General features: G+C 62.2%; 21 protein-coding genes. 10 read left to right on the top strand and 11 right to left on the bottom strand.

The genetic code is table 11. The features are described from left to right. From doeA to ehuR, 4 genes are all read right to left on the bottom strand, one after another. Positions 1-1,206, bottom strand: a 1,206-nt coding sequence (gene doeA, locus GCT13_RS32700; RefSeq protein WP_152765274.1) for an ectoine hydrolase DoeA, incomplete at its 3' end; no start/stop codon positions are given. Between the two features lie 9 nt (positions 1,207-1,215). Beyond that, complete coding sequence (locus GCT13_RS32695) at positions 1,216-2,217, bottom strand: cyclodeaminase (protein ID WP_152765272.1); 1,002 nt, start codon at positions 2,215-2,217, stop codon at positions 1,216-1,218. Between the two features lie 90 nt (positions 2,218-2,307). After that, positions 2,308-3,282 (bottom strand): hydroxyectoine utilization dehydratase EutB, encoded by a 975-nt coding sequence (gene eutB, locus GCT13_RS32690; protein WP_152765270.1) that lies wholly within the window; start codon positions 3,280-3,282, stop codon positions 2,308-2,310. A gap of 184 nt (positions 3,283-3,466) precedes the next feature. After that, positions 3,467-4,864: a MocR-like ectoine utilization transcription factor EhuR gene (gene ehuR, locus GCT13_RS32685; RefSeq protein WP_321574776.1), complete on the bottom strand. Its 1,398-nt coding sequence runs from the start codon at positions 4,862-4,864 to the stop codon at positions 3,467-3,469. Positions 4,865-5,176: 312 nt separating this feature from the next. On the opposite strand from ehuR, the gene ehuB reads away from it, so the two are divergent. The 4 genes from ehuB to ehuA all read left to right on the top strand — a co-directional run bounded on the left by ehuB (position 5,177) and on the right by ehuA (position 8,372). Continuing rightward, positions 5,177-6,031 carry an ectoine/hydroxyectoine ABC transporter substrate-binding protein EhuB gene (gene ehuB / locus GCT13_RS32680; RefSeq protein ID WP_152765266.1) on the top strand — a complete coding sequence of 285 codons (855 nt, stop codon included), beginning with the start codon at positions 5,177-5,179 and terminating at the stop codon, positions 6,029-6,031. Positions 6,032-6,157: 126 nt separating this feature from the next. Beyond that, positions 6,158-6,832 (top strand): ectoine/hydroxyectoine ABC transporter permease subunit EhuC, encoded by a 675-nt coding sequence (ehuC, locus tag GCT13_RS32675; protein WP_193727810.1) that lies wholly within the window; start codon positions 6,158-6,160, stop codon positions 6,830-6,832. Continuing rightward, a complete protein-coding gene (gene ehuD / locus GCT13_RS32670; RefSeq protein WP_152765264.1) occupies positions 6,829-7,488 on the top strand; it encodes an ectoine/hydroxyectoine ABC transporter permease subunit EhuD in 660 nt (219 codons plus the stop codon). The genes ehuC and ehuD overlap by 4 nt, the downstream gene beginning before the upstream one ends. Before the next feature lie 59 nt (positions 7,489-7,547). Continuing rightward, the gene (gene ehuA / locus GCT13_RS32665) at positions 7,548-8,372 is read left to right on the top strand and encodes an ectoine/hydroxyectoine ABC transporter ATP-binding protein EhuA (RefSeq protein WP_152765262.1); all 825 of its coding nucleotides are present in this window, start codon (positions 7,548-7,550) and stop codon (positions 8,370-8,372) included. A 57-nt stretch (positions 8,373-8,429) separates the two neighbouring features. On the opposite strand, the gene GCT13_RS32660 is transcribed toward ehuA, so the two are convergent. From GCT13_RS32660 to GCT13_RS32640, 5 genes are all read right to left on the bottom strand, one after another. Then, positions 8,430-9,878 carry an MFS transporter gene (locus GCT13_RS32660; protein WP_227747119.1) on the bottom strand — a complete coding sequence of 483 codons (1,449 nt, stop codon included), beginning with the start codon at positions 9,876-9,878 and terminating at the stop codon, positions 8,430-8,432. A 106-nt stretch (positions 9,879-9,984) separates the two neighbouring features. Continuing rightward, a complete protein-coding gene (locus tag GCT13_RS32655; RefSeq protein WP_152765258.1) occupies positions 9,985-10,749 on the bottom strand; it encodes a phosphocholine cytidylyltransferase family protein in 765 nt (254 codons plus the stop codon). Between the two features lie 21 nt (positions 10,750-10,770). After that, positions 10,771-11,775: a flippase-like domain-containing protein gene (locus GCT13_RS32650; RefSeq protein ID WP_321574775.1), complete on the bottom strand. Its 1,005-nt coding sequence runs from the start codon at positions 11,773-11,775 to the stop codon at positions 10,771-10,773. Next, positions 11,772-12,635 carry a HalD/BesD family halogenase gene (locus tag GCT13_RS32645; protein ID WP_152765256.1) on the bottom strand — a complete coding sequence of 288 codons (864 nt, stop codon included), beginning with the start codon at positions 12,633-12,635 and terminating at the stop codon, positions 11,772-11,774. The genes GCT13_RS32650 and GCT13_RS32645 overlap by 4 nt, the downstream gene beginning before the upstream one ends. Then, a complete protein-coding gene (locus tag GCT13_RS32640) occupies positions 12,632-13,321 on the bottom strand; it encodes a CDP-alcohol phosphatidyltransferase family protein (RefSeq protein ID WP_152765254.1) in 690 nt (229 codons plus the stop codon). Before GCT13_RS32640 ends, GCT13_RS32645 begins: the two co-directional genes overlap by 4 nt. Before the next feature lie 345 nt (positions 13,322-13,666). Here GCT13_RS32640 and GCT13_RS32635 point away from each other — a divergent pair, with 345 nt between their 5' ends. Further along, positions 13,667-14,104 carry a hypothetical protein gene (locus GCT13_RS32635; RefSeq protein WP_152765251.1) on the top strand — a complete coding sequence of 146 codons (438 nt, stop codon included), beginning with the start codon at positions 13,667-13,669 and terminating at the stop codon, positions 14,102-14,104. A gap of 584 nt (positions 14,105-14,688) precedes the next feature. Beyond that, positions 14,689-15,123, top strand: a complete 435-nt coding sequence (locus GCT13_RS32630) for an HIT family protein (protein WP_152765249.1) — start codon at positions 14,689-14,691, stop codon at positions 15,121-15,123. A 28-nt stretch (positions 15,124-15,151) separates the two neighbouring features. Here the strand turns inward: GCT13_RS32630 and GCT13_RS32625 are convergent, their stop codons facing one another. Beyond that, on the bottom strand, positions 15,152-15,655 hold the full coding sequence (locus tag GCT13_RS32625) for a hypothetical protein (RefSeq protein ID WP_152765248.1): 504 nt from the start codon (positions 15,653-15,655) through the stop codon (positions 15,152-15,154). Positions 15,656-16,342: 687 nt separating this feature from the next. Here GCT13_RS32625 and GCT13_RS32620 point away from each other — a divergent pair. The 4 genes from GCT13_RS32620 to GCT13_RS32605 all read left to right on the top strand — a co-directional run bounded on the left by GCT13_RS32620 (position 16,343) and on the right by GCT13_RS32605 (position 19,376). After that, a complete protein-coding gene (locus tag GCT13_RS32620; protein ID WP_152765246.1) occupies positions 16,343-17,497 on the top strand; it encodes a porin in 1,155 nt (384 codons plus the stop codon). Between the two features lie 255 nt (positions 17,498-17,752). Continuing rightward, the gene (locus GCT13_RS32615) at positions 17,753-18,175 is read left to right on the top strand and encodes a DUF2279 domain-containing protein (protein WP_152765245.1); all 423 of its coding nucleotides are present in this window, start codon (positions 17,753-17,755) and stop codon (positions 18,173-18,175) included. Between the two features lie 224 nt (positions 18,176-18,399). Further along, the gene (locus GCT13_RS32610; RefSeq protein WP_152765243.1) at positions 18,400-18,738 is read left to right on the top strand and encodes a sugar ABC transporter ATPase; all 339 of its coding nucleotides are present in this window, start codon (positions 18,400-18,402) and stop codon (positions 18,736-18,738) included. Positions 18,739-18,866: 128 nt separating this feature from the next. After that, entirely contained in the window at positions 18,867-19,376 is a 510-nt protein-coding gene (locus tag GCT13_RS32605) for a metal-dependent hydrolase (RefSeq protein WP_152765241.1), read from the top strand. Positions 19,377-19,416: 40 nt separating this feature from the next. On the opposite strand, the gene GCT13_RS32600 is transcribed toward GCT13_RS32605, so the two are convergent. Then, positions 19,417-20,589, bottom strand: coding sequence for an NAD(P)/FAD-dependent oxidoreductase (locus GCT13_RS32600; RefSeq protein WP_321574773.1), 1,173 nt, complete (start codon positions 20,587-20,589; stop codon positions 19,417-19,419). Positions 20,590-20,651: the final 62 nt, after the last annotated feature.

The following is a 20,651-nucleotide window of genomic DNA, read 5'->3' as shown; positions in this document are numbered from 1 at the left end:
CTTGATGAACAGCTTGCGCGGCGTATTGCAGAACGGCTCGACACCCGACTCCGTAATCAGGATGCTTTCCGTGATTTCGAGTCCCCAGTCGTCGAGCCACAGCCCCGGCATGAAGTGGAACGTCATGCCGGGTTCGAGGACCGTCTTGTCCCCGGGACGCAGGCTCATCGTGCGCTCGCCCCAGTCCGGCGGATAGCTCGCGCCGATCGGATAGCCACAGCGGCTGTTCTTCTCGATGCCCGATTTGCGCAGCACCGCAAAGAACGCATTCGCGATGTCCTCGCAGGTATTGCCCGGCTTCGCGGCCGCCAGCCCCATTTCGATGCCTTCGACCACGGCCTTTTCCGCATCGATGAAATGCTGCGGCGGCTTGCCGAGATACACCGTGCGCGACTGCGGGCAGTGATAGCGCTTGAAGCAGCCGGCGATTTCGAAGAACGTGCCCGCGTTCTTTTCGAATGGCGAGTCGTCCCAGGTCAGATGCGGCGCGGCGGCATCGGCGCCTGTCGGCAGCAGCGGCACGATCGCGGGATAGTCGCCGCCGTAGCCGTCGATGCCTGTGATCCCCGCCGAATAGATATCGGCGACGAGATCGCTCTTGCGCATGCCCGGCTCGATCCGCGCGACGATACGCGCGTGCATCTTCTCGACGATGCGCGCGGCAATGCGCATGTACTCGATCTCGCGCGGCGACTTGATGGCACGCTGCCAGTTGACGAGCGCCGTCGCATCGCGCCACGTCGCGTTCGGCAGATTGCGCTGCAACGATGCATAGGCCGCGGCGCTGAAATAGTAGTTGTCCATCTCGACGCCGATGCGGCGCGTCTGCCAGCCGCGCGCCTCGATCACTTCACGCGCGAGATAGTCCATCGGATGACGCTCGGTGGACTGCACATAGTGATCGGGATAGCCGATGATGTTCTCGCGCTTCATGAACACGGTGCGCAACGCGCCGTTCGCGTCCTGTCCACGGCCGTACCAGACGGGCTCGCCGTCGAGCGCGAGCAGCACGCATTGATGCACATAGAACGACCAGCCGTCGTAGCCCGTGAGCCACGCCATGTTGGTCGGGTCGGTGACGATCAGCAGATCGATCTGCGCCTTTTCCATCGCCTTGCGTGTCTTCGCGATGCGTGCGTCGTATTCGGCGCGATCGAAAGGCAAACGAACCACGGGGGTCGCCGCCTGTTGGGATGTATCTGACATGGTCTCCTCTCAGCGCTTCATGTCGTTACGGAAAATGGTGCCTGCGTTGGCCGCGCGGGCGCGCGCGACGGCGAGCGTCGCGATGGCCGTGTCCTGCGCGCCCGTGCCCGTGAGATCGCACAGCGTGATGTCGCTGTCGCTCGTGCGTCCTTTGGCCTGTCCTGCGATGATCTGTCCAAGCTCTGCATGCTTTGCATCCTCATCGACGACACCGGCTTCGATCGCGTGATGCAGTTCGCCGAGCACGCGCGTCTGCGTGACGCGATCGCATACGTAGCGCGCCGCCGCGAGTGCTTGCGGCGCGATTTCGTTCTTGTGTTCCGCGTCCGAGCCCATCGCCGTGATGTGCAGGCCGGGATGCAGGTCCGCGGCCTGGAGCAGCGGCTCGGTGCTCGGCGTCGTGGTGATCGCGATGTCGGCTTCGGCGAGCGCGTGATGAACGTCGCGCGCGACTTCTGCGGCAATGTGCAATTGCGCGGACATGTCCGCCGCGAATTGCTCGGCGTTCGCGCGATTGCGCGCCCACACCTTGACCCGCTCGATTTTTCGCACCATCGACAATGCCTGCAATTGCAGACGCGCCTGCTCGCCCGCGCCGATCACGGCAACGCCCGGCGCCTGCTGCTTCGCGAGCCAGCGCGCCGCGACGGCGCCTGCGGCCGCCGTCCGCACGGCCGTCAGATAGCCGTTGTCGAGCAACACCGCTTCCGTGAGGCCTGTTTTCGCCGACAGAACGAGCATCAGTCCGTTGAGGCTCGGCAAACCGAGCTTCGGGTTATCGAAGAAGCCGGGGCTCACCTTGATCGCGAAGCTGTCGAAGCGCGGCAGATAGGCAGTCTTCACATCGACTTCGCCGCGATGCTCGGGCAGGTCGAGCCGCAAGATGGGCGGCATCGCGACGGGCTCCGTCGCAAGCGACAGAAACGCGGATTCGACTTGATCGATCGCTGCGAGATCGAGCGGTACGAGTTCGCGCAATTGCGATTCGCCCAAGAGAGTAATGGCAGTCATACAGTGTCTCCTTTGTAGACCCGCGTTGGCGCTTTAGCTGTCGGCTGGAGTAAGTGCTTCAGCACTTAGCGCTGGTCCCATGCAAATCGTTCAGCCCGCGCGCACGATGCGGCGATGCTGACTCATGTCGATGTTGGCGCCCGTCACGATCAGCACGATTGGGCCTTGAAAATCAGGGGCATTGTGCAAACGCTGCGCGAGCAGCGCCGCGATGCCGACCGCGGCCGCCCCTTCGAGCACCAGCCGTTCGTGTTCGTACGCATGCACGAGGCCGCGCGCAATCGTCGCTTCGTCGAGCAGCACGACCTCGTCGATCAGCTCGCGCGTGATCGGGAACGTGTACTGGTTGTCGAGCCCGATGCCGCCGCCCAGCGAATCAGCGAGCGATTCGACTTCATCGACCAGCACGGGCTTGCCCGCCTCGAGACTCGCGTGCATCGCGGCGCCGCGTTCCATCGTCACGCCCGTCATGCGCACCGCGCGATTGATCTGCTTCGATGCGAACGCAATGCCCGCGAAGAGCCCGCCGCCCGACAACGGCACGACGATGTGCGCGACATCGGGCAAGTCTTCCGCGATTTCGACGCCGATGGTCGCCTGTCCCGCGATGACGTCGAGATGATCGAACGGCGGCACATACGCATAGCCTTCTTCGCGCACGAGACGTTGTGCTTCCACCTGCGCGTCGTCCTGGCTCTTGCCGACGATGCGCGCCTGCGCGCCCAGCGCGCGCACGGCGTCGACCTTGTTCGACGGCACGAGCGACGACATGCACACGGCCGCTTCGATGCCGAGCGCGCGCGCCGCATGCGCGACGGCGCGCCCATGATTGCCCGTCGACGCCGTCACCACGCGCTTGCATCCCGTTTCCGCGAGACGCACGAGCGCGTTCGTCGCGCCGCGCAGCTTGAAGCTGCCCGTCGGCTGGACCGTTTCGAGCTTCAGATAGACAGGATTTTTTGCAATCGCCGACAACATGGGCGATTCGACGAGCGGCGTGCGCAGCACGCGCCCTTCGATACGGCGTCGAGCGCGATAGACATCGGCAAGCGAGAGAACAGACATTGGCATCGGCCCTACATGAGAAACGCGACCAATGCGGAAAACCCCAGACGTCAGTATTTCAGTACGTTGAACGCGGGCCACACCGGACTCAGTGAGGCCAGTCTAATGTTCTAAATATTCTTTTCTATTGTCCTGGTACATTTCGTTTTGCATCGCTGCGTGCTTACCCGATTCGGCCATACGATCAACCGAAGTCATGCACCTGCGGATACTGCTCGAACACATCGTGCATCGTTTCGAGTGCTTCCTGATACACCTCTTCGCTCACTTCCGCACCCACGCACAGCCGCACCGCATTCGGCCGTTCCGCGCCGCGCACGAGGAACGGATCGGGCGACGTCACGGCGATATCGCGATTGCGCAACTCGCGCACCAGCCGGTCCGCCTGCCAGTGATCCGGCACGCGCAGCCACACCGACAGCGCATGCGGATGCGAGCCGAGCACGTACGGTCCGAGTATCTTTTGCACGAGCGCCTGGCGCTTCGCGAGCCGCTCGCGCTGCATTTCCACCAGACGCGCGGCCGTGCCGTCGTTGATCCAGCGCGTCGCAACTTCCGCGATCGGCGAGTTCGCCATCCAGCTGCTGACGCGTAACACGCTCTCGACGCGCAGCGCGAGACGGCGCGGCGTCGTCATATAGCCTGTGCGCAAGCCGGCCATCACCGACTTCGTCATGCTCGTGCAGTAGAACGACAGCTCGGGGATATGGCTCGAAATCGGCGCGGGACGCGTGGCGGGCAACGGACCATAGACATCGTCTTCGATCAAGTACACACCATAGCGCTCGGCGATGCGCGCAATCGCGCGGCGCCGCGATTCGGGCATCAGCGCGACGGTGGGATTGTTGAGCGTCGGCGTGCAGACGAGCGCGGTAATGCGCTCGCTATCGCACATCTCTTCGAAATGCTCGGGATGGATGCCGTACTCGTCGATCTCCAGCCCTTTCAACGTAAACCCCAAGACATTCGCGGAGCCGATCACGCCGTGATCGGTCAGACTTTCGCACAGCACGGTATCGCCGGGACCGACCAGCGATGCCAGCGCGAGAAAGATGCCATGCGCCGCGCCGTTGGTGACGAGCAGCGTATCGACGGAAGCCGGCATGCCGAGCGACTCCAGCCACGCAATGCCCGCCTGCCGGTGATGCTCGAAGCCCGCGATGGGCCTGAACGCGCGTATCCACGGCTGGTCGTCGATCTTCGCGAGCGTCGCGCAGACCTTGCGCCACATCGCGTCGTGCTCGGGCGTATGGATGATGCGCGCAATCGAAAAGTCGACCACGGAGCGTTCGGCCGTATCGAGCATGTAGTTCGACATCGTCTCGGTGACGCGCTCGGCGACGAAGCTGCCGCGCCCCACTTCGCAGCGGATCAGCCCTTGCCGCTCCAGTTCCTTGTATGCGTTCGTCACTGTCTGCACGCTGATCGACAGTTCGGACGCCACATCGCGCTGCGGCGGCAAACGCGCGCCCGCGCGCAGCGACTCGCTTTCGATATCCGTTGCAATCGCCTTCACCAGCCGTTTGTATTTCGACTCGACGCCACGCACCGCGCCGACCGCATCCCGCCATTGTTCTATCACTACAGTCTCCAGAGTCGACGAAAGTTGGCGCTTTAACTGTCGGCTGGCGTTAGTGCTTCAGAACTTACTCCAGCCCCATGCACTTACTCCCGTCCCATGCAAAGCTTTACAACATGCATAGTGCGACGAAAGCAGCCCAGAAAATAATTGTCCTAGTGCAATGGGAACAAAAAAATGGCTTTGTATGCTGCGCTCATGGTTCGGTTCCGCGTCGTTCAAAACGCTGGAACCCTTGCCACACCGGGTTTTCCCGGGGATCGCGCCAATGCGGTGCGACATTCATTACTTTTACTTTCGCCCTACGGAATCGACATGAAATCGAAGCGCACGTCCGTCATGCTCGGCGCCCTCTGCCTCGCGGCAGCCGGCCTTGCCCTGCACACCCAGTTCGCGTCGGCTGAAACGACGTTGCAGCGCATCCAGCGCACCGGCGAAGTCCGCATCGGCTATGCGAACGAAGCACCATTCGCCTATACGACGCCCGATGGCAAAGTGACGGGCGAATCGCCGGAAATTTCGCGCAAGGTATTCGAAAAGCTCGGCGCGAAGAAAGTGGATGCCGTGCTGACGGAATGGGGCTCGCTGATTCCGGGCCTACGCGCGGGACGCTTCGATGTCATTGCCGCCGGCATGTACATCACGCCGGAGCGCTGCAAGCAGGTCGCTTTTGCCGATCCGCAATATCAGATCCAGGACACGCTGCTCGTGACGAAGGGCAATCCGAAGAACCTGCATAGCTTTGCCGATATTGCAAAGCAGCCGGATCTGAAACTCGCCGTGATGGCGGGCGCCGTTGAAGTCGCGAACTCGCGCGATGCGGGCGTGAAGGACACGCAACTGTTGCAGGTACCCGATACGACGGCGCAACTTCAGGCCGTGCGCACGCGCCGCGCCGATGCGGCCGCGGGCACGGCGCTCACGATGAAGGGTCTCGCCGCGAAGGACGCGGGCCAGGTCGAAACGGTCTCCTTCTTCAAGGACGATCCGAAGCATACGGGCTATGGCGCGCTCGCGTTCCGTCCGGAAGACACCGATCTGCGCGATGCCGTGAACAAGCAGCTGCATCAATGGCTCGGCACGCCCGATCATCTCGCAACCGTCGGACCGTTCGGCTTCGACAAATCGAATCTGACCACGAAAACGGCCGCCGAAATCTGCGGCCAGTGATTCGCCGCTCACGCATCGGGCCGCAGATGATGCAGCGCGATCGCACGCCGGGGGAGGCACTCAAAATGCTCCCCCACTTCAATCCAAGGCGCGCCGATGCGCCGTCATGCAAGCGAGGCCACCGCCATGCGTGAACTGTTTCCCCTGCTGCTGCAAGGCACGCTCGTCACGATTGAGATCGCCGTGCTCGGCACGCTGCTTGCAATCGTGATGGCGTTCGTCGGCACGGCCGCAAGGCTCTCGCCGTGGGCACCGTTGCGCTGGATTGGCAACGTGTATGTCGAGGTGTTTCGCGGCACGTCGCTGCTCGTGCAGCTCTTCTGGTTCTTCTTCGTGCTGCCGCTGCCGCCGTTCCGCATCGAACTGACGCCGTTCACGGTGGCGATCGTCGGGCTCGGGCTGCACTACGGCGCGTATGGTTCGGAGATCCTGCGCGGCGCGCTGCGTTCCGTGCCGGGCGGCCAGTTCGAAGCGGCGCTCGCGTTGAACATGTCGGCATTCTCACGCATGCGCCGCATCATCCTGCCGCAAGCGATGATCAACGCGCTGCCGCCCGCAACCAATCTGATGATCGAATTGCTCAAGGGCACATCGCTCGTGTCGCTGATCACGCTGTCCGACCTCACGTTCCGCGCGCGCCAGCTCGACGAAGCGACGTTCAAGACGGCCGAGATCTTCTGCCTCACGCTCGTCATCTACTTCGTGCTCGCGCAATTGCTGGCCACGCTGATGCGCTACTTCGAGCGGCGCGTAAGCCACGGCATCATCGTTCGAACCACCGTGCCAAAGGCGGCGTCATGAATCAATTCTTCGATTTGCAGTACGCCGCGCACATCCTGCCTCAACTTGCGCGCGCGTCGGTGTACACGATACTGATCACGCTCGTCGGCTTCGCGATTGCGCTCGTGCTTGGCCTCGTGCTCGCGATCCTGCGGCGCAGCCACATCAAGTCCGTGTCGCGCACGGTGGCGTTCATCGTCGAGTTCATCCGCAGCACGCCGCTGCTGATCCAGGTGTACGTGCTCTACTATGTGCTGCCGCTCTACGGCATCACGATGTCCGCGCTGATGGCAGGCACGATCGGCATTGCCCTGCACTATGCGTGCTACACGTCCGAGGTGTATCGCGCGGGCCTGAACGGCGTCGCGCGCGGACAGTGGGAAGCGGCGTGCGCGTTGTCGCTGTCGCCGTGGCGCACGTATGCCGGCGTGATTCTGCCGCAAGCGGTGCGGCCCGTCATTCCCGCGCTCGGCAACTACCTCGTCGCAATGTTCAAGGACACGCCCGTGCTGTCGGCCATCACCGTGGTCGAACTGATGCAGCAGGCGAAGAACGTCGGCTCGGAAACGTTCCGCTATCTGGAGCCGATCACGCTTGCAGGCCTGTTCTTTCTCGTCATCAGCATTACGTTCGCACAACTCGTGCGGCGGCTCGAATTCCGTTTGAGGCTGCCATGAAGTCGCGCACCGACATCGATACCCACTTGCACTCCGAGTCCCCCGTGATGGAGAAAAAGATGAAGCGAGACCCCGTTTCCGCGCTCAAGGATGCGCCGAACGCCAACGGCCAGCAGCCGATGGTGCGGTTCGCCGGCGTGACGAAGCGCTACGGCGCGCTCACCGTGCTCGACGAACTCGATCTGGACATTGCACCCAACGAGAAAGTCGCCATCATCGGGCCGAGCGGCTCGGGCAAGTCGACGCTGCTGCGCGTGCTGATGACGCTCGATCCGTTGACGGGCGGCATGATCGAAGTAGACGGCGAGCCGTTGACCCACATGCGCAAGAACGGCGGGCTCGTGCCCGCATCGCCCGCGCATCTGCGGCGCGTGCGCAGCAAGATCGGCATGGTGTTTCAGAGCTTCAACCTGTTCCCGCATATGACCGCGCTCGCGAACACGATCGAAGCGCCGATGCAGGTGCTCGGGCTGTCGCGCAAGGAAGCGACGGACCGATCGCGCGAACTGCTGTCGATGGTCGGGCTCGAGGACAAGTGCAATCACTATCCGTCGCAACTGTCGGGCGGTCAGCAGCAGCGCGTCGCGATTGCGCGGGCGCTCGCGATGCGTCCGAAAGTGATGCTGTTCGACGAAGTGACGTCCGCGCTCGACCCCGAGCTATGCGGCGAAGTGCTCAACGTGATTCGCCGGCTCGGCGAAGAACACAATCTGACGATGCTGATGGTCACGCACCAGATGGGCTTCGCACGTGAATTCGCAGACCGCGTGTGCTTCTTCTCGCAAGGCAAGATCATCGAGCAAGGGCCGCCGCAGCAGTTCTTCACGTCGCCGCAGCATGAACGCACGCAGCAGTTCCTGCGTGCGGTGCGTGAGGCCGTTTGATGCCTCGATCGCAGGCTTCGACGCGGCGTTCATGAAGGCTCAAGCAGAGCGCGCGCGTCAAGCCTGCCCTCTGCCGCCGCGCGCGAGTTCTTCGCCGCTGTTATGCGGCAGCTTCGCCGTTACGGGGATCGACGCAAGCGAGAACAGGCCGATCGCGAGAAACGCGGGCCAGAAGTCGGTCCACACGATAGTCGGATGGCCTTGCAGTTCGTGCGATATCTGCAGCACGATCCCCGCAATCGTCACGCCGAGGCCCAGCGAAATCTGCTGGACGACGCTCGCGACACTCGTCGCGCGTCCCACGTCGCTGCTCGGAATGTCCGCATACGCGAGCGAGTTCAGCGACGTGAACTGCAACGAAGGAAACACGCCGCCGAACAGCACGACACACCAGATCAGCATGTGCGGCGTATCCGGCGTGAACAGTGCATAGCTTGCGATCGCGCAGCCGGCGAGCAGCGCGTTGAACATCAGCACGCGTCGAAAGCCGAAGCGCGCGAGCACCGACGAAGCAATCGTCTTCATGAAGATCGAGCCGAACGCCGACGCGCACGTGATCGTCCCCGCGACGAACGGCGTCATGCCGAGCCCTTCCTGCAACTTCAGCGGCAGCAGAAACGGCACGGCGCCAAGACCGATGCGAAAGAGCGAGCCGCCGACCACGCTTGCATGAAAGCTCGGAATGCGCAGCAGCTTCAGATCGAGCACGGGCCGCTCGACGCGGCTCGCATAGCGCCAATAAATCAACAACAATGCGGCGCCGAGCAAGCACATCGTCACGGATACGCTGTTCGACACCAGTTCTCCGCCCACCAGCGACAGCCCCAGCATGAAGAGCGACGCGCCGCTCGCCGACAAGGAAAAGCCCGTCCAGTCGAGGGGCCCGGGATGCGCTTCGCGCATGTTCGCGATGTGCCGGTTCGCGAGCCAGATGCCGAAGAGGCCGATCGGAATGTTGACGATGAAGATCAGCCGCCAGTGCAGATACGTCGTGATAAAGCCGCCGAGCGGCGGTCCGATCACGGGCCCGAGCAGCGCCGGCACGGTCAGATAGTTGACCGCGCGGATGAAGTCCGACTTCGGCACGGAACGGAAGATGATGATGCGTCCGACGGGCACCATCATCGCGCCGCCGATGCCTTGCACGAAACGCGCGGCGACGAAGAGCGGCAAGTTTGTCGAGGCGGCTGCCATCAGCGAGCCCGCCATGAAGATGCCGATCGCCGTGCGAAACACGGAACGCGGGCCGTAGCGGTCGGCGACCCAGCCGCATACGGGAATGAAGACGCCCAGGCCGATCACGTAGCTGGTGATCGCGAGCTTCAGTGTGATGGGATCGTGCCCGAGATCGCGGGCGAGAACCGGCAGGGATGTGACGAGTACCGTCGAATCGACGTTTTCCATGAACATCGCGCATGCGACGATCAACGGAACGATGAATGCGCCTATTGCCAGGGGCATGGTTGAGGAGGCGACAGCGGGGCGACCGTCAGCGTAAAGCCGCAATTATCGCATCGGCTCAACGAACGATGTTGCGACGCTTGCAGCAAAAGAAATCGCGTGCCGCTTGCCCGTGCACGCGATTTTTTACAGCGTTGTCTATGATGCAGGCCTAGCGCGCCGCTCCGACCAGCGGTTGCAGCATCGGCAAAATCTCCGCCGCTGCACGCTCGACATCGTTCTGGAAGTCGATTTCGATCCACGGCGCGCCCGTCACGTCCGCCGTGTCGAACACATGACTGCGTTCCAGCAGCAGATCGCGCACGGCTTCTTCGTGAGGCATGTTCGCGCGGCCGCTGTCGACATAGCCCGCGACGATCTCGGCAAAGCGCTTCGCCGTTTCTTCGCGCAGACGGAAGAAGCCGACCGATTCGCCGATCGTGTCGTAGTCGAGACCAACGGCCAGTTGCTTGCGCAGCTCGACGGGCACGCCGTTTTTCAGGCACAGCTTGACGGGTTCGTCGCCCGTTTCGAAATCGCGGTCGATGAGCAGGCGGTTCGTGTGCTGGCCCGCCACCAGCGCGCTCAGGATGCGCTCGTCGTACAGCACGTCGGCGTCCATCAGCAGCACGTCGCCGCCCCGCGTCAGCGCATCGGCGACGGTGTGCACCGTGAGCACGCTGCCGAGATCGAAGCGCGGGTTCAGCTTGATCTCGACCTTGTGAGGCCATTCGATCCGCTTCAATTCGGCTTCGACCAGTTCCGGCTGGAAGCCGAGCGCGAGCACGACTTCATCGACGCCCGCCGCGTCGAGCATCTGCAGATGGCGCTCGAGCAGGGTCACGCCGTCGAAACGCAGCAGGCATTTGGGAAACTGTTCTCCGGCGGGTTGCTGGAGACGCAGGCCAAGACCTGCAGCAAGAATGATGGCGCGCATTCGCGGTCCTTTCCAAAGATATCAATCGACAGCGGGCAGACGCGTTGCGCGCCGCCGCTGCCAGCTACGTTCGCTGAAATGCAGATAGAGCAGGCCTGGCAAGCCGAGCAGCAACTCGCGCGCGCGCTTCACCAGCGACAGCGCCAGCGCCGCTTCGGGCGGCAGGCCGACGAGCGGCGCGAGCAGCAGATAGCCGCCTTCCTGGATGCCGAGCGAGCCGGGAATCGCGAAGGCCGCGCCGCGGATCGCCTGGCCGAGGCTTTCGAGCAGCAGCGCGTCGACCCAGCCGACGGGATGGCCGAGAAAGCGCAGCGCAAGCCACACTTCCGCCGTGCCGACGATCCAGCCCGCGAGACTGAATGCAAAGCTCGCGGCGACCGTGCCGCGCCGGCCGTAAAGTTCGCGCACGGCGACATCGACGGCATCGGCGCGCGTCGTCAGCGATGACCAGTCGCGCTTGCCGAACACCTTCGACAGTACGCGCAGCGCCTTGCCGAACAGGCCGCGCCGCTGCGCCATATAGAAGCCGGCGATCAGCGCGCCGAGCACGCCCGTTGCGATCAGCGCGGCCGTCTGCAGGTCGTGCATCGCGCCGTGCGCCGCCGATTCGCCGAACAGCAGCAAGCCGAGCATCGCGAAGACGATCTGCGCGAGCGCCTGCAATGTCGTGCTGACGGTGATCGCCGCGGCGGCGTCGCGCATGCGCAGGCCGCGCTGCGACAGTTGGCGCACCATCATCACCGGGCCGCCGATCTGACCGGCGGGCAACAGGCTGTTCACCGATTCACCGATCCAGCGCGCAAACACCGCGTCGCGCCCGGTGACGTGCTTTGCGTGCCTGTCGAACATCACGGAAATCGCGCCCGCGTCGAGCACGAGCGGCAGCAGATGGAACGCGGCGACGAGCGCGAGGCCCCAACCGGCCGCCATCAGCGTCGACACGACGGGGCCGAAACCCTGCCACGCGAGCAATGCGACGAACAGCGCACCACCGATCGTCAGCAGGATCATCGCTGCGCGCGTCACACGCCTTCTCCCCTGGCGTTGCGACGCGACAGCTGGCTGAACACCTGGCGGAAGCCGAAGTATGCGATTGCGTCCTTCAGATTCGAAATCACGCGGCGCCACGGGCGCATGTTCGGGTCGGTCACGTATTCGAACGTCAGCGATACGCGCATTTCGTTGTCGAGCGCGGGCGTGATGCGGTGACGCAGCTTGTCGCCATCGAAGAACACGAGACCGCCCGGCGGAATCTGCACCGAGCCGGGCACATCGGCTTTGTCAGGGTTGCGTGTGTGCAGCTCGTAGTCGAGACGGCACGACGATTCGTCGATCACGCCGAGCAGCAGCGTATAGCGGCGGCCGTCGTAGTACGACGTGTCGTAGTGCCAGCCGATATGGTCGCCAGGCTTCGTGTAGTAGTAGAGCGCGTACGCGTGCGGATCGTCGGGCGGCGACAGCAGCAGCTTGTCGCCCGTCAGATGCTCGAGCCAGCCGATCAGCTCCTTCGAGCGATAAAGCTGCGCGATGAACGGCGCGAGACGGTCGATCGTATGGCGGCTGACGCTGCCGCCCTGCTTGTGCCCCGGCAGATAGTTACGGTTCACTTCGGGCAGGAGCGCGCGCGCCGCTGCGATCAGTTGCGCCGTCACTTCCGGCGAGAGGAAATCTTCGAGGTACAGAAACGCGCTCTGGTCGTCGAAATCCTTGCGCAGTTGCGCGTTATCGAACGTGCGGACGCGGCTCGCGACGGCGCGATCTGCATCGGGCGCGGCATTCGCGGAAGAGGACGAGGATGCAGCCCCGGAAACAGCAGAAGCCGGCGCGAGGCCGGCATTGTTCAACGAGTTGGATGTGGTCACGTGTTCTTCTGCGGGCGTGCTCATCGGCTCACCCATGCCTGACTGGTTTCTTGCGCCGAGCGCGATCGGCGCACGACGCGACGGTGGTCGATCACGACATACACAGCAAAGAGCGGCGCGCCGATCGACGCGGCCACGAGAAACGGCGCGACGCCGCTCATCAGCGTGACGAGGGGCAGCAGATACAGAATGTCTTCCGTCTCGAAGCCGCCGACGGATGCCTGCTTCGTGCCCGCCTTGCCCGCCATCTCTTCGATGCGCATGCGCAGGAAAAAGATCAGCGCAACCGCGATGCCCGCGATGGTGCCGAGCAGAAACGGCGGCACGGCAAGGCCGATCAGATCGCCGACTTGCGAAGACGTCATCCCGTACCCCATGCCGGCGAACAGCAGCACGGTGACGAGCGCATCGCAGGCGAGGTCGTAAAAATGACCGATGCGGCTCGACTTGCCGCTGACGCGCGCAAGTTCGCCGTCCGTATGATCGACGAAGTTGGACAGCACGATCAGAAACGCGCCGACGTTGGTCCACGCAAAACCGCCGCGCGCCAATGCAAGGCCGCCTGCGAGACCGATCAGCAGGCGTACGGTCGTCAGATGGTTGGGCGTAACGGGTGTATCGACGAGCGGCATGATGAGCCGCCGGGCGAGCCGGGCATCCCACATTTTGGGCGGCGGGACATGCCGAGGAGGATTGGATTGCGAAGTCATAACCCGGAAATATATACGGGATCGCGATTTCTTGCCTCGGTCACTCACAATCATGTTGCTTTTCAATGACCTACCCGTGGTTGACCTGACAGCACGAATTATCGAACGCAGGTAGAGTGCGCGTCTGTCGCGCAGTAGTTACCGGGTTTTACCGCGTAGCGCGCTTTTGCTCGTGTTTTTGCCCGCTGCTTGTTCGCGTGTTTGCTCGTGTGCTTGCCCGCGCTTTTGCCCCTTATGTACCCGTTACTTTGATTCGCCTGGCGTGAATCGCCGTTGATTTTCCCGTTGCTCTTTCATTTGAAGTTGTCCGCGCGCGAGCCGTTGCGCCGACGTTTTGTCGATACCATGAAACGCTTTTCTGTCCGCCCTGTTCTGTTTGCGCTAATGTTGTCGGCGCTGCCGTTCGCCGCGCGCGCCGCGTCGCTCGATGCCGCGCTCGCTTGCAACGAATCAGCGCACAAGTTCATCGCCGACCTCGCCGCCCAGCAGTTGATCGATCCAAAGCCGATGCGCGTCGAGAGCAACTCGATCAACGCGTTTAGTCCCGTGCGCGGCGCAAACCTGGACGCGTATGGCTTCAGTGTGTTCGCCGTCGTCGGATATGAACAGGACGATCCGATCTTTCGCGTCGGCAGCGGCGAGCCGCTGGCGAAGTCGGCTTATGGCGCCGTCGTCTGGGGCAGCGACGAGAAAGTGCCCGCTGCCGTCACCGCAGCGGGCAGCACGGCGATCGTCCATCATGTTGCGCCGCACGTGACGGCGATTTTCTGCAAGCGCAGTTAAGTTAAGTTAAGTTAAGTTGAGGCGCTTGCGGTTCCGTTTTCTTCGTTCATGCAGAACACACCGGTTATCAACACTTTTCGTGGGTAAGGCTGTGAATATCCTGCGCACGAACGCGGCAAGTCGTTGATGCGGCTCGGAATGTGTGGACTGCATGCGTTTGCGCTTTAGTCATGTATCGACGGGGCGGCGCAGCGTGTATCGGCAGTGAGGTTGTCCACACTTTCTGTTCAAAAGGCTGTGAGTAACCTGCGCAAGACCCAGGCAAGTCATTGATGCGACTCGAATTGTGCACGATGCACGCGCCGCCACATCTTTGATAAACCCTCGCTCGTGCCGAACCGTAGCACATGCGTTGTCCACAGAAATCGTGGGTAACGATGTGGACAACCTGAGCACACGCCGCGCAAGTACCGGGCGCGAAAGAGAAATCGATGCGCGTTGCGGATCGATGCAACGGGTCGATGCGCCACGGGATGCGATGCGCCACGGGATACGATACGCCCGATCTCGTCGGCTAAAATCCCGGGACCATTCATGCACGGCCTTCGACCCACAGCCGATGCGCCCGACTACCGGAGACTCTCATGCCCTACGATCAACAGAACCCGTTTGCCCGCATCCTGCGCGATGAACTGCCGTCGATCCGCATCTATGAAGACGAACACACCGTCGCGTTCATGGACATCATGCCGCAGGCCGAAGGTCACGTACTGGTTCTGCCGAAAGAGCCTGCCGCCGAGCTCTTCGAACTGTCCGAGGACGCAACCGCCGCCGCGATCCGCACCACGCGCAAGGTGGCCATCGCCTTGAAGGCCGCGCTCAATCCGCCTGGCATGATGATCGCGCAACTGAACGGCGCCGCTTCCGGACAGACCGTGCCTCATGTGCACTTCCACGTGATTCCGCGCCATGACGGCATCCCGCTCAAGATTCACGCAGCCGAACGCGCCGACCTCGATGAATTGCGCGCGCTTGCCGAGCGCATCAGAACGGAGCTGTGCAAGAGCGCGTCCGTCTGAGCGCAACTCGCAACGATATAAAGCGGCGTCAGCCCGGTCGGCGAAATTCGTTCTCGACCCACGACGCCGCACTCGCCCTGCTGAGCTTGAAGTTCGGCGCGACTTTGACCTGCGCCATCTGCTCGCCGAGTGCGTCGAACGCGGTGAGCAGTGCATAAGGGTCGTCCTCGTCGGGGACGATGTCGAGCGTGACTTCGACGCTCCCGTCGCCCGACTCCACCGTCAGCCGCTTGTGCAATTGCGCGTGCAGTTGCTGTTCGTGCCGGCGCAGCACTTCCGATGCCGTCTTCACCAGCGTATTGAAAGCGCCGACGTCGAGTGGCTTGGGATTCTTCTTGTCGCGGCCCATCGTCCATGGGCCCACCAGCGCAGGCTCCGCCTCGCCGTCCTTGATCATCTCGACGGCCCAGCCGTCGTCGTCTTCGTTCTTGATGACGCGCGCGGTCCAGCCGTTGTCGCACCACAGACGGTCTTCGTGCACGGCTTCGGATGTGTTGCCAGCGTCGGATTCGGGAAGAAGCGTATCGGTCATTACGGGGATGCTCGCGTTTCGTCGGGCGCCATCGAGGGATTTCGGCGCGAAAGCACGCATTCTACCCGCGCGTGCCGTCGCAAATCCGGCCAAGGGCCATGCCTATAACGACAGGACAAGAAAACGACACCTGATTCGCGGCGCAAAAAGTTCAATCGAACTTGCTATCGATTTGCGAAATAGTCTATTCCCGTTTGTTCAAATGACCATAGCTCCTATTTGAATCGTGCAAAAAAAAGCGGCCCGAAGGCCGCATAAAAACAGATGAAAAAGACAACCCTTGGTCGAAGGGGTAAAACGAATTCTATAAGCTGCGCCTCGCCGGTTCGAGCCCATTCGCTGGAACAGTACCTTTCCGGAAATCGCATGAATCGATGCTTGCAGATGTCGCTGAAAACGGTTTACAACTGGGTTAACCCGAGCAGATCTAACCTTCGTCGTCGCGCCAGCGCAACAATCGATCGATTGACAACACCCAGTCCGATGCTCATCGACTTCAAAAAATTCTTTTAAATAAAAATACTTAGCGGCATTAATTCGTCTATTCCCGATTCTGGAAAGTATTGTTGCGCAGGATGGAAATAAGCGCATGCATATCGGTAATACACTTCGCTCCGGATCGACAGCACGCATCGCAGCACGTGTTCTGCATTGCGATCTCCACGCAAAGTCTCGGAGTAATAAAGCATGAAAAAAACCCTTATCGTCGCGGGCATTCTCGGCGCATTTGCAGCAACGGCCAACGCGCAAAGCAGCGTGACGCTGTACGGCACGCTGGACGCCGGCCTCGTCTACACGAACAACCAGGCTGGCCACAGCAACTGGCAGCAAGGCAGCGGCACGGTCTCGGATACGTACTTCGGCCTGCGCGGCAGCGAAGACCTGGGTAACGGCCTGCATGCAATCTTCACGTTGGAGAACGGCTTCAACCTGAACAACGGCGGCCTGAAGGAAAACAACACACTGTTCAACCGTCAGGCTTACGTCGGCCTGCAGAGCAACCAGTTCGGCACGCTGACCCTCGGCCGCCAGTACGACTCGATGGTCGACTACCTGGCGCCGCTGTCGGCAGCAGGGTCGGGCTTCGGCAACAACCTGGCCGGCCACCCGTTCGACAACGACAACCTCGACAACTCGTTCTCGATCAAGAACGCAGTCAAGTACACGAGCGCGAACTACGCTGGCCTGCAATTCGGCGGCCTGTATGGCTTCTCGAACGAAGCCAACGGCTTCGCGGACAACCGGGCATGGAGCGCAGGCGCTTCGTACAAGAACGGTCCCTTGAACATCGCGGCTGCTTACCTGCAACTGAACAATGCGGGCAGCAACAATACCAACGGCGCGATCTCGGCAGGCCAGGGCGGCGCAGCGCAACTGGCAGCACAGACGCAGCGCTCGTATGGCGTCGGCGCGAACTACACGTATGGTCCCGCAACCGTGGGCCTGCTGTGGACGCACACGCAATTGGACAACCTGCAGAGCGCGAACGTCGGCGGCACGTTTATCAACGGTCTGGCGGGCACGAACCTGCACATGGACAACTACGAACTGAACGGCCGCTACGAACTGACGCCGGCTCTCGCGCTCGCCGCTGCGTACACGTTCACGGACGGCAAGGTGTCGGGTTCGAACGGCTCGGGTTCGCCGAAGTGGCACACGGTTTCGCTGCAAGGCGACTACTCGCTGAGCAAGCGCACCGACGTGTACCTGGAAGGCGTCTACCAGCACGCTTCGGGCAACCTCGGCAACTTCGGCGAGAACGTCGCAGCGATCAACACGCTGACGCCGTCGTCGACGCAAAACCAGACCGCCGTGGCAGTGGGTCTGCGTCACCGCTTCTAAGCAGGCATTCGCGAGGACAGAGGCGCAAAGATGTACCGGCTCCGTCCTCGACGACAAACGCGCGCGTGCAGTCCGACGCGCGCGTTTTATCTTTTACGCGGCACCTTTCGCCCATACTCGCCGCTGATCGACACATTGTTTAACACATTTCCTTCGGCTTGCTAATAAATCCCCTTCGATTGTCGTTAAATGCGTACAAGCGCAGGAAATCTCTGACAGAAGACCCGCGCGACTCAAAACAACATCGGAGAGCGTATGACGACGACATTGAAGCGGGCAACCGCGCTTGCCCTGATGCTGGCCGCCAGTTCGGCGGCCGAGGCGGGTTTCGATTGCAGCGGCTCACACGGCGGCTGGCGTGTGCAAACATCGGATAGCTGGACGGGTTCGGACAAACTCGCGCACTTCGCGGTATCGGCGCCGTTTGGCGCACTGGGCGCGTACCTCGCGCGCGACACGCAGCACCCGGTTGTCTACGGAAGTTTGATCGGCACGGCGCCGGGCTTGCTGAAAGAGATCGTCGACGGCACGTGCCGCACCTCCGGCTTTTCATACAAGGACCTGACGGCGGATGCACTGGGCGCATTGACGGGCGCGCTGCTGGGCAACTGGGCGATCACCTACAGCCGCAATGCGGGCGGCACGATGGTTGGCGTTGCGTACTTCAATCGCTTCTAGACGGTGGGCGACGTTGCGCTTCGATTCAATTTCTAACACGATGTGGCAATTGCACGCGGCTCGCGTGGCTATACTCCGACGTGAGCCGTTTGCAATCGTCGAAGGATCGTTCGATGAATGGACGTTGAATGAATGTTGTGACGACGCAGGCGGTCTCGTCGCGACGCATTGCATCCCGCTTGCGCCCTACGATCACGTAGCATGGAGACGCCGACGGCACCATCATGAAACGACTTATTCTTCTCGCACCCCTGGCCGTTCTCGCTGCATGCGGATCGTCGCGCGGCCCTGAATCCAGCGCTTCAGCCGAACCGATGGTGTATGCGTCGTCGGCGCGGCCCGCATCCGAAATCGCGCGGTGCCTCGACAGCCGCCTGTCGCGCGTGCATGTTTCGAAGAACAATGGCGTGACCGATCTGACCATCGGCTCTTCGTCGAACAGTTCGTATTTCATTTCATTGACGCCTTCGGGTCACGGCTCGGTCATCAAGGTCGTGCGCGGCACGGGCGACGATCCGCCTGAAGAAGAACTGCGCTTTGCAATCGCGCGCTGCACGACGTGATGTGTAAGTCTTCGTAACAGCAAGCCCCACGCATGAGCCCGCGAAAGTCGCGGGCTATTTTTTTGCGCATGCTTCTGCGAAGATGGCCGCCCGTGTTTTACCGCGTCGTGCATCGGCGCGCGACATCAATGGCATCGAGCAACGCACATCACGCGACCGGTTGGGCGGCTGGAGCGATATCCGCTGCACTGGCTGCGCGCTACGGATACCGTGGCCCTTTTCACGTGTGGATCTGGCTGGCGTTTGCAGCGGGTCTCGCCGGCGCGACGGCGCCCGACTGGCTCGAAGTGGCGTGGTGGTCACGCAAGCGGCGTCTGTGGATCACGCATCGCACGGCGACGCATTGGGGTATCGGCTGGATCGCGATGCTCTTCTTTTCGTGGCATGCGATGCCACATCATCCTGCTGCTGCCGTCGCGTTTGGATTTGCTTGCGGCGGCGTGATGCATCTGCTAGCTGACTGGCCGAATCCTCTGGGCGTGCCCTGGCTTCTCAGGCGTCATTCGCTGAATCTGTGGAATAGCGGGCATTGCGATCTGATTGTTGTCGCCGCGTCCTGGGCAGGGGCCTGGTTCGTGGTGTCTCGTGTATGGGTGCAAGGCGGTGGGCCGTTGGGCTTGCTAAAGCATCTGTTCTAGCCTGCTACCGCGGACACCACCATCATCACCAACACTACCGTCAAACGACATTCTTCTCCACGATCGGCCGGTTCTCCAGCACACGATCAAAGCCAAGCGCCGACAGATCGAGCGTCACATAGCGCCCGCGCAAAATGAGCTCGCTGATGCCGCGTCCCGTAGCCGGTCCCTGCTGCAATCCGTGCCCACTGAACCCATTGGCAAAGATGCAATTGTCGACATCGGGATGATGTCCGATGATCGCGTTCTGATCGAACACGTTGTACTCGTAGTACCCGGACCAGCAGTGCTCGACGCGCAACGCTTCGAACTGCGGCACACGATGCGCGAGCGTCGGCCAGATCACGTCGTCGAATAGCGCGTGATCGACTTCATCGAGCGGCAGATCATCGGGGTCGTTGTCGGGCGAAGGTGAAGTCCCACAAATGAACGTCGTCCCCTCGGGACGAAAGTACACGCCCGTCGGGTCGATCAGCAGCGGACAGCGTTCGAGCTTCGCCGGCGAACTCACGTTGAAGATACTGCGGCGCCGCGCGAACACAGGAATGTCGATGCCCGCCATTGATGCCACGCGCCGCGCCCACGCGCCCGCTGCGTTCACGACAACATCGCACGCATACGTCTCGCCGCGTGAAGTCACGACGCCCGTGATGCGGCGGCCTTCGCGATTCAATGCGGTCACATCGTCGGCGATGTAGCGCGCGCCGAGCGCTTGCGCCTTCTTGCGCAGCGCCTGGACGAGACCGTAGCCGTCGAACCAGCCCTCGCCCGTTTCGCCGAATGCACCCGCGCTCAGATCATCCGTGTTGAGCCACGGAAAGCGCGCGCCGAGCGAAGGCTTGTCGAGCAGCGTGATATCGGCGCCGAGGCTCTTTTGCAACGCATGGTTCTCACGCAACGTCGCCTCGCCTGAGGGCGTCGCGAGAAACAGATAGCCGCCTTCGTGCAAATCGATCGATGGCTGCGCGCCGTCGACCTCCAGCCGCTCTCCGATCGATCGCAGGAACTCGATGCCGTACAGCGACATCTGGATCGACAGCGGGGTCGAGAACTGCTGCCGGATCGATGCCGCCGACAGCGCCGACGACGCCCGCGTATAAGCGGGATCGCGCTCGATCACCGTGACGCTGACCGTCGGGTCCGACAACCGCAAGAAATACGCGATCGAACTGCCGATCACACCTCCACCGACAATGACGACTTTCGAACTCACATGCCACTCCAGACGAAGCGGGTCAGCGGACATCGAATGCGCAAGTCCGCGACAGATTGAAG

Source organism: Paraburkholderia franconis, from assembly GCF_009362735.1.
In the GTDB taxonomy this organism is placed as follows: Bacteria; Pseudomonadota; Gammaproteobacteria; order Burkholderiales; family Burkholderiaceae; genus Paraburkholderia; species Paraburkholderia franconis.
This window is presented reverse-complemented; position numbering and strand designations above follow the sequence as displayed.

Bases quoted from the DNA above. Each gene is read 5' to 3' on its own strand.
- GCT13_RS32695 (WP_152765272.1), bottom strand. From the start codon at position 2,217: ATGACTGCCATTACTCTCTTGGGCGAATCGCAATTGCGCGAACTCGTA.
- eutB (WP_152765270.1), bottom strand. From the start codon at position 3,282: ATGTCTGTTCTCTCGCTTGCCGATGTCTATCGCGCTCGACGCCGTATC.
- ehuB (WP_152765266.1), top strand. From the start codon at position 5,177: ATGAAATCGAAGCGCACGTCCGTCATGCTCGGCGCCCTCTGCCTCGCG.
- ehuC (WP_193727810.1), top strand. From the start codon at position 6,158: ATGCGTGAACTGTTTCCCCTGCTGCTGCAAGGCACGCTCGTCACGATT.
- ehuD (WP_152765264.1), top strand. From the start codon at position 6,829: ATGAATCAATTCTTCGATTTGCAGTACGCCGCGCACATCCTGCCTCAA.
- ehuA (WP_152765262.1), top strand. From the start codon at position 7,548: ATGAAGCGAGACCCCGTTTCCGCGCTCAAGGATGCGCCGAACGCCAAC.
- GCT13_RS32655 (WP_152765258.1), bottom strand. From the start codon at position 10,749: ATGCGCGCCATCATTCTTGCTGCAGGTCTTGGCCTGCGTCTCCAGCAA.
- GCT13_RS32645 (WP_152765256.1), bottom strand. From the start codon at position 12,635: ATGAGCACGCCCGCAGAAGAACACGTGACCACATCCAACTCGTTGAAC.
- GCT13_RS32640 (WP_152765254.1), bottom strand. From the start codon at position 13,321: ATGACTTCGCAATCCAATCCTCCTCGGCATGTCCCGCCGCCCAAAATG.
- GCT13_RS32635 (WP_152765251.1), top strand. From the start codon at position 13,667: ATGAAACGCTTTTCTGTCCGCCCTGTTCTGTTTGCGCTAATGTTGTCG.
- GCT13_RS32630 (WP_152765249.1), top strand. From the start codon at position 14,689: ATGCCCTACGATCAACAGAACCCGTTTGCCCGCATCCTGCGCGATGAA.
- GCT13_RS32625 (WP_152765248.1), bottom strand. From the start codon at position 15,655: ATGACCGATACGCTTCTTCCCGAATCCGACGCTGGCAACACATCCGAA.
- GCT13_RS32620 (WP_152765246.1), top strand. From the start codon at position 16,343: ATGAAAAAAACCCTTATCGTCGCGGGCATTCTCGGCGCATTTGCAGCA.
- GCT13_RS32615 (WP_152765245.1), top strand. From the start codon at position 17,753: ATGACGACGACATTGAAGCGGGCAACCGCGCTTGCCCTGATGCTGGCC.
- GCT13_RS32610 (WP_152765243.1), top strand. From the start codon at position 18,400: ATGAAACGACTTATTCTTCTCGCACCCCTGGCCGTTCTCGCTGCATGC.
- GCT13_RS32605 (WP_152765241.1), top strand. From the start codon at position 18,867: ATGGCATCGAGCAACGCACATCACGCGACCGGTTGGGCGGCTGGAGCG.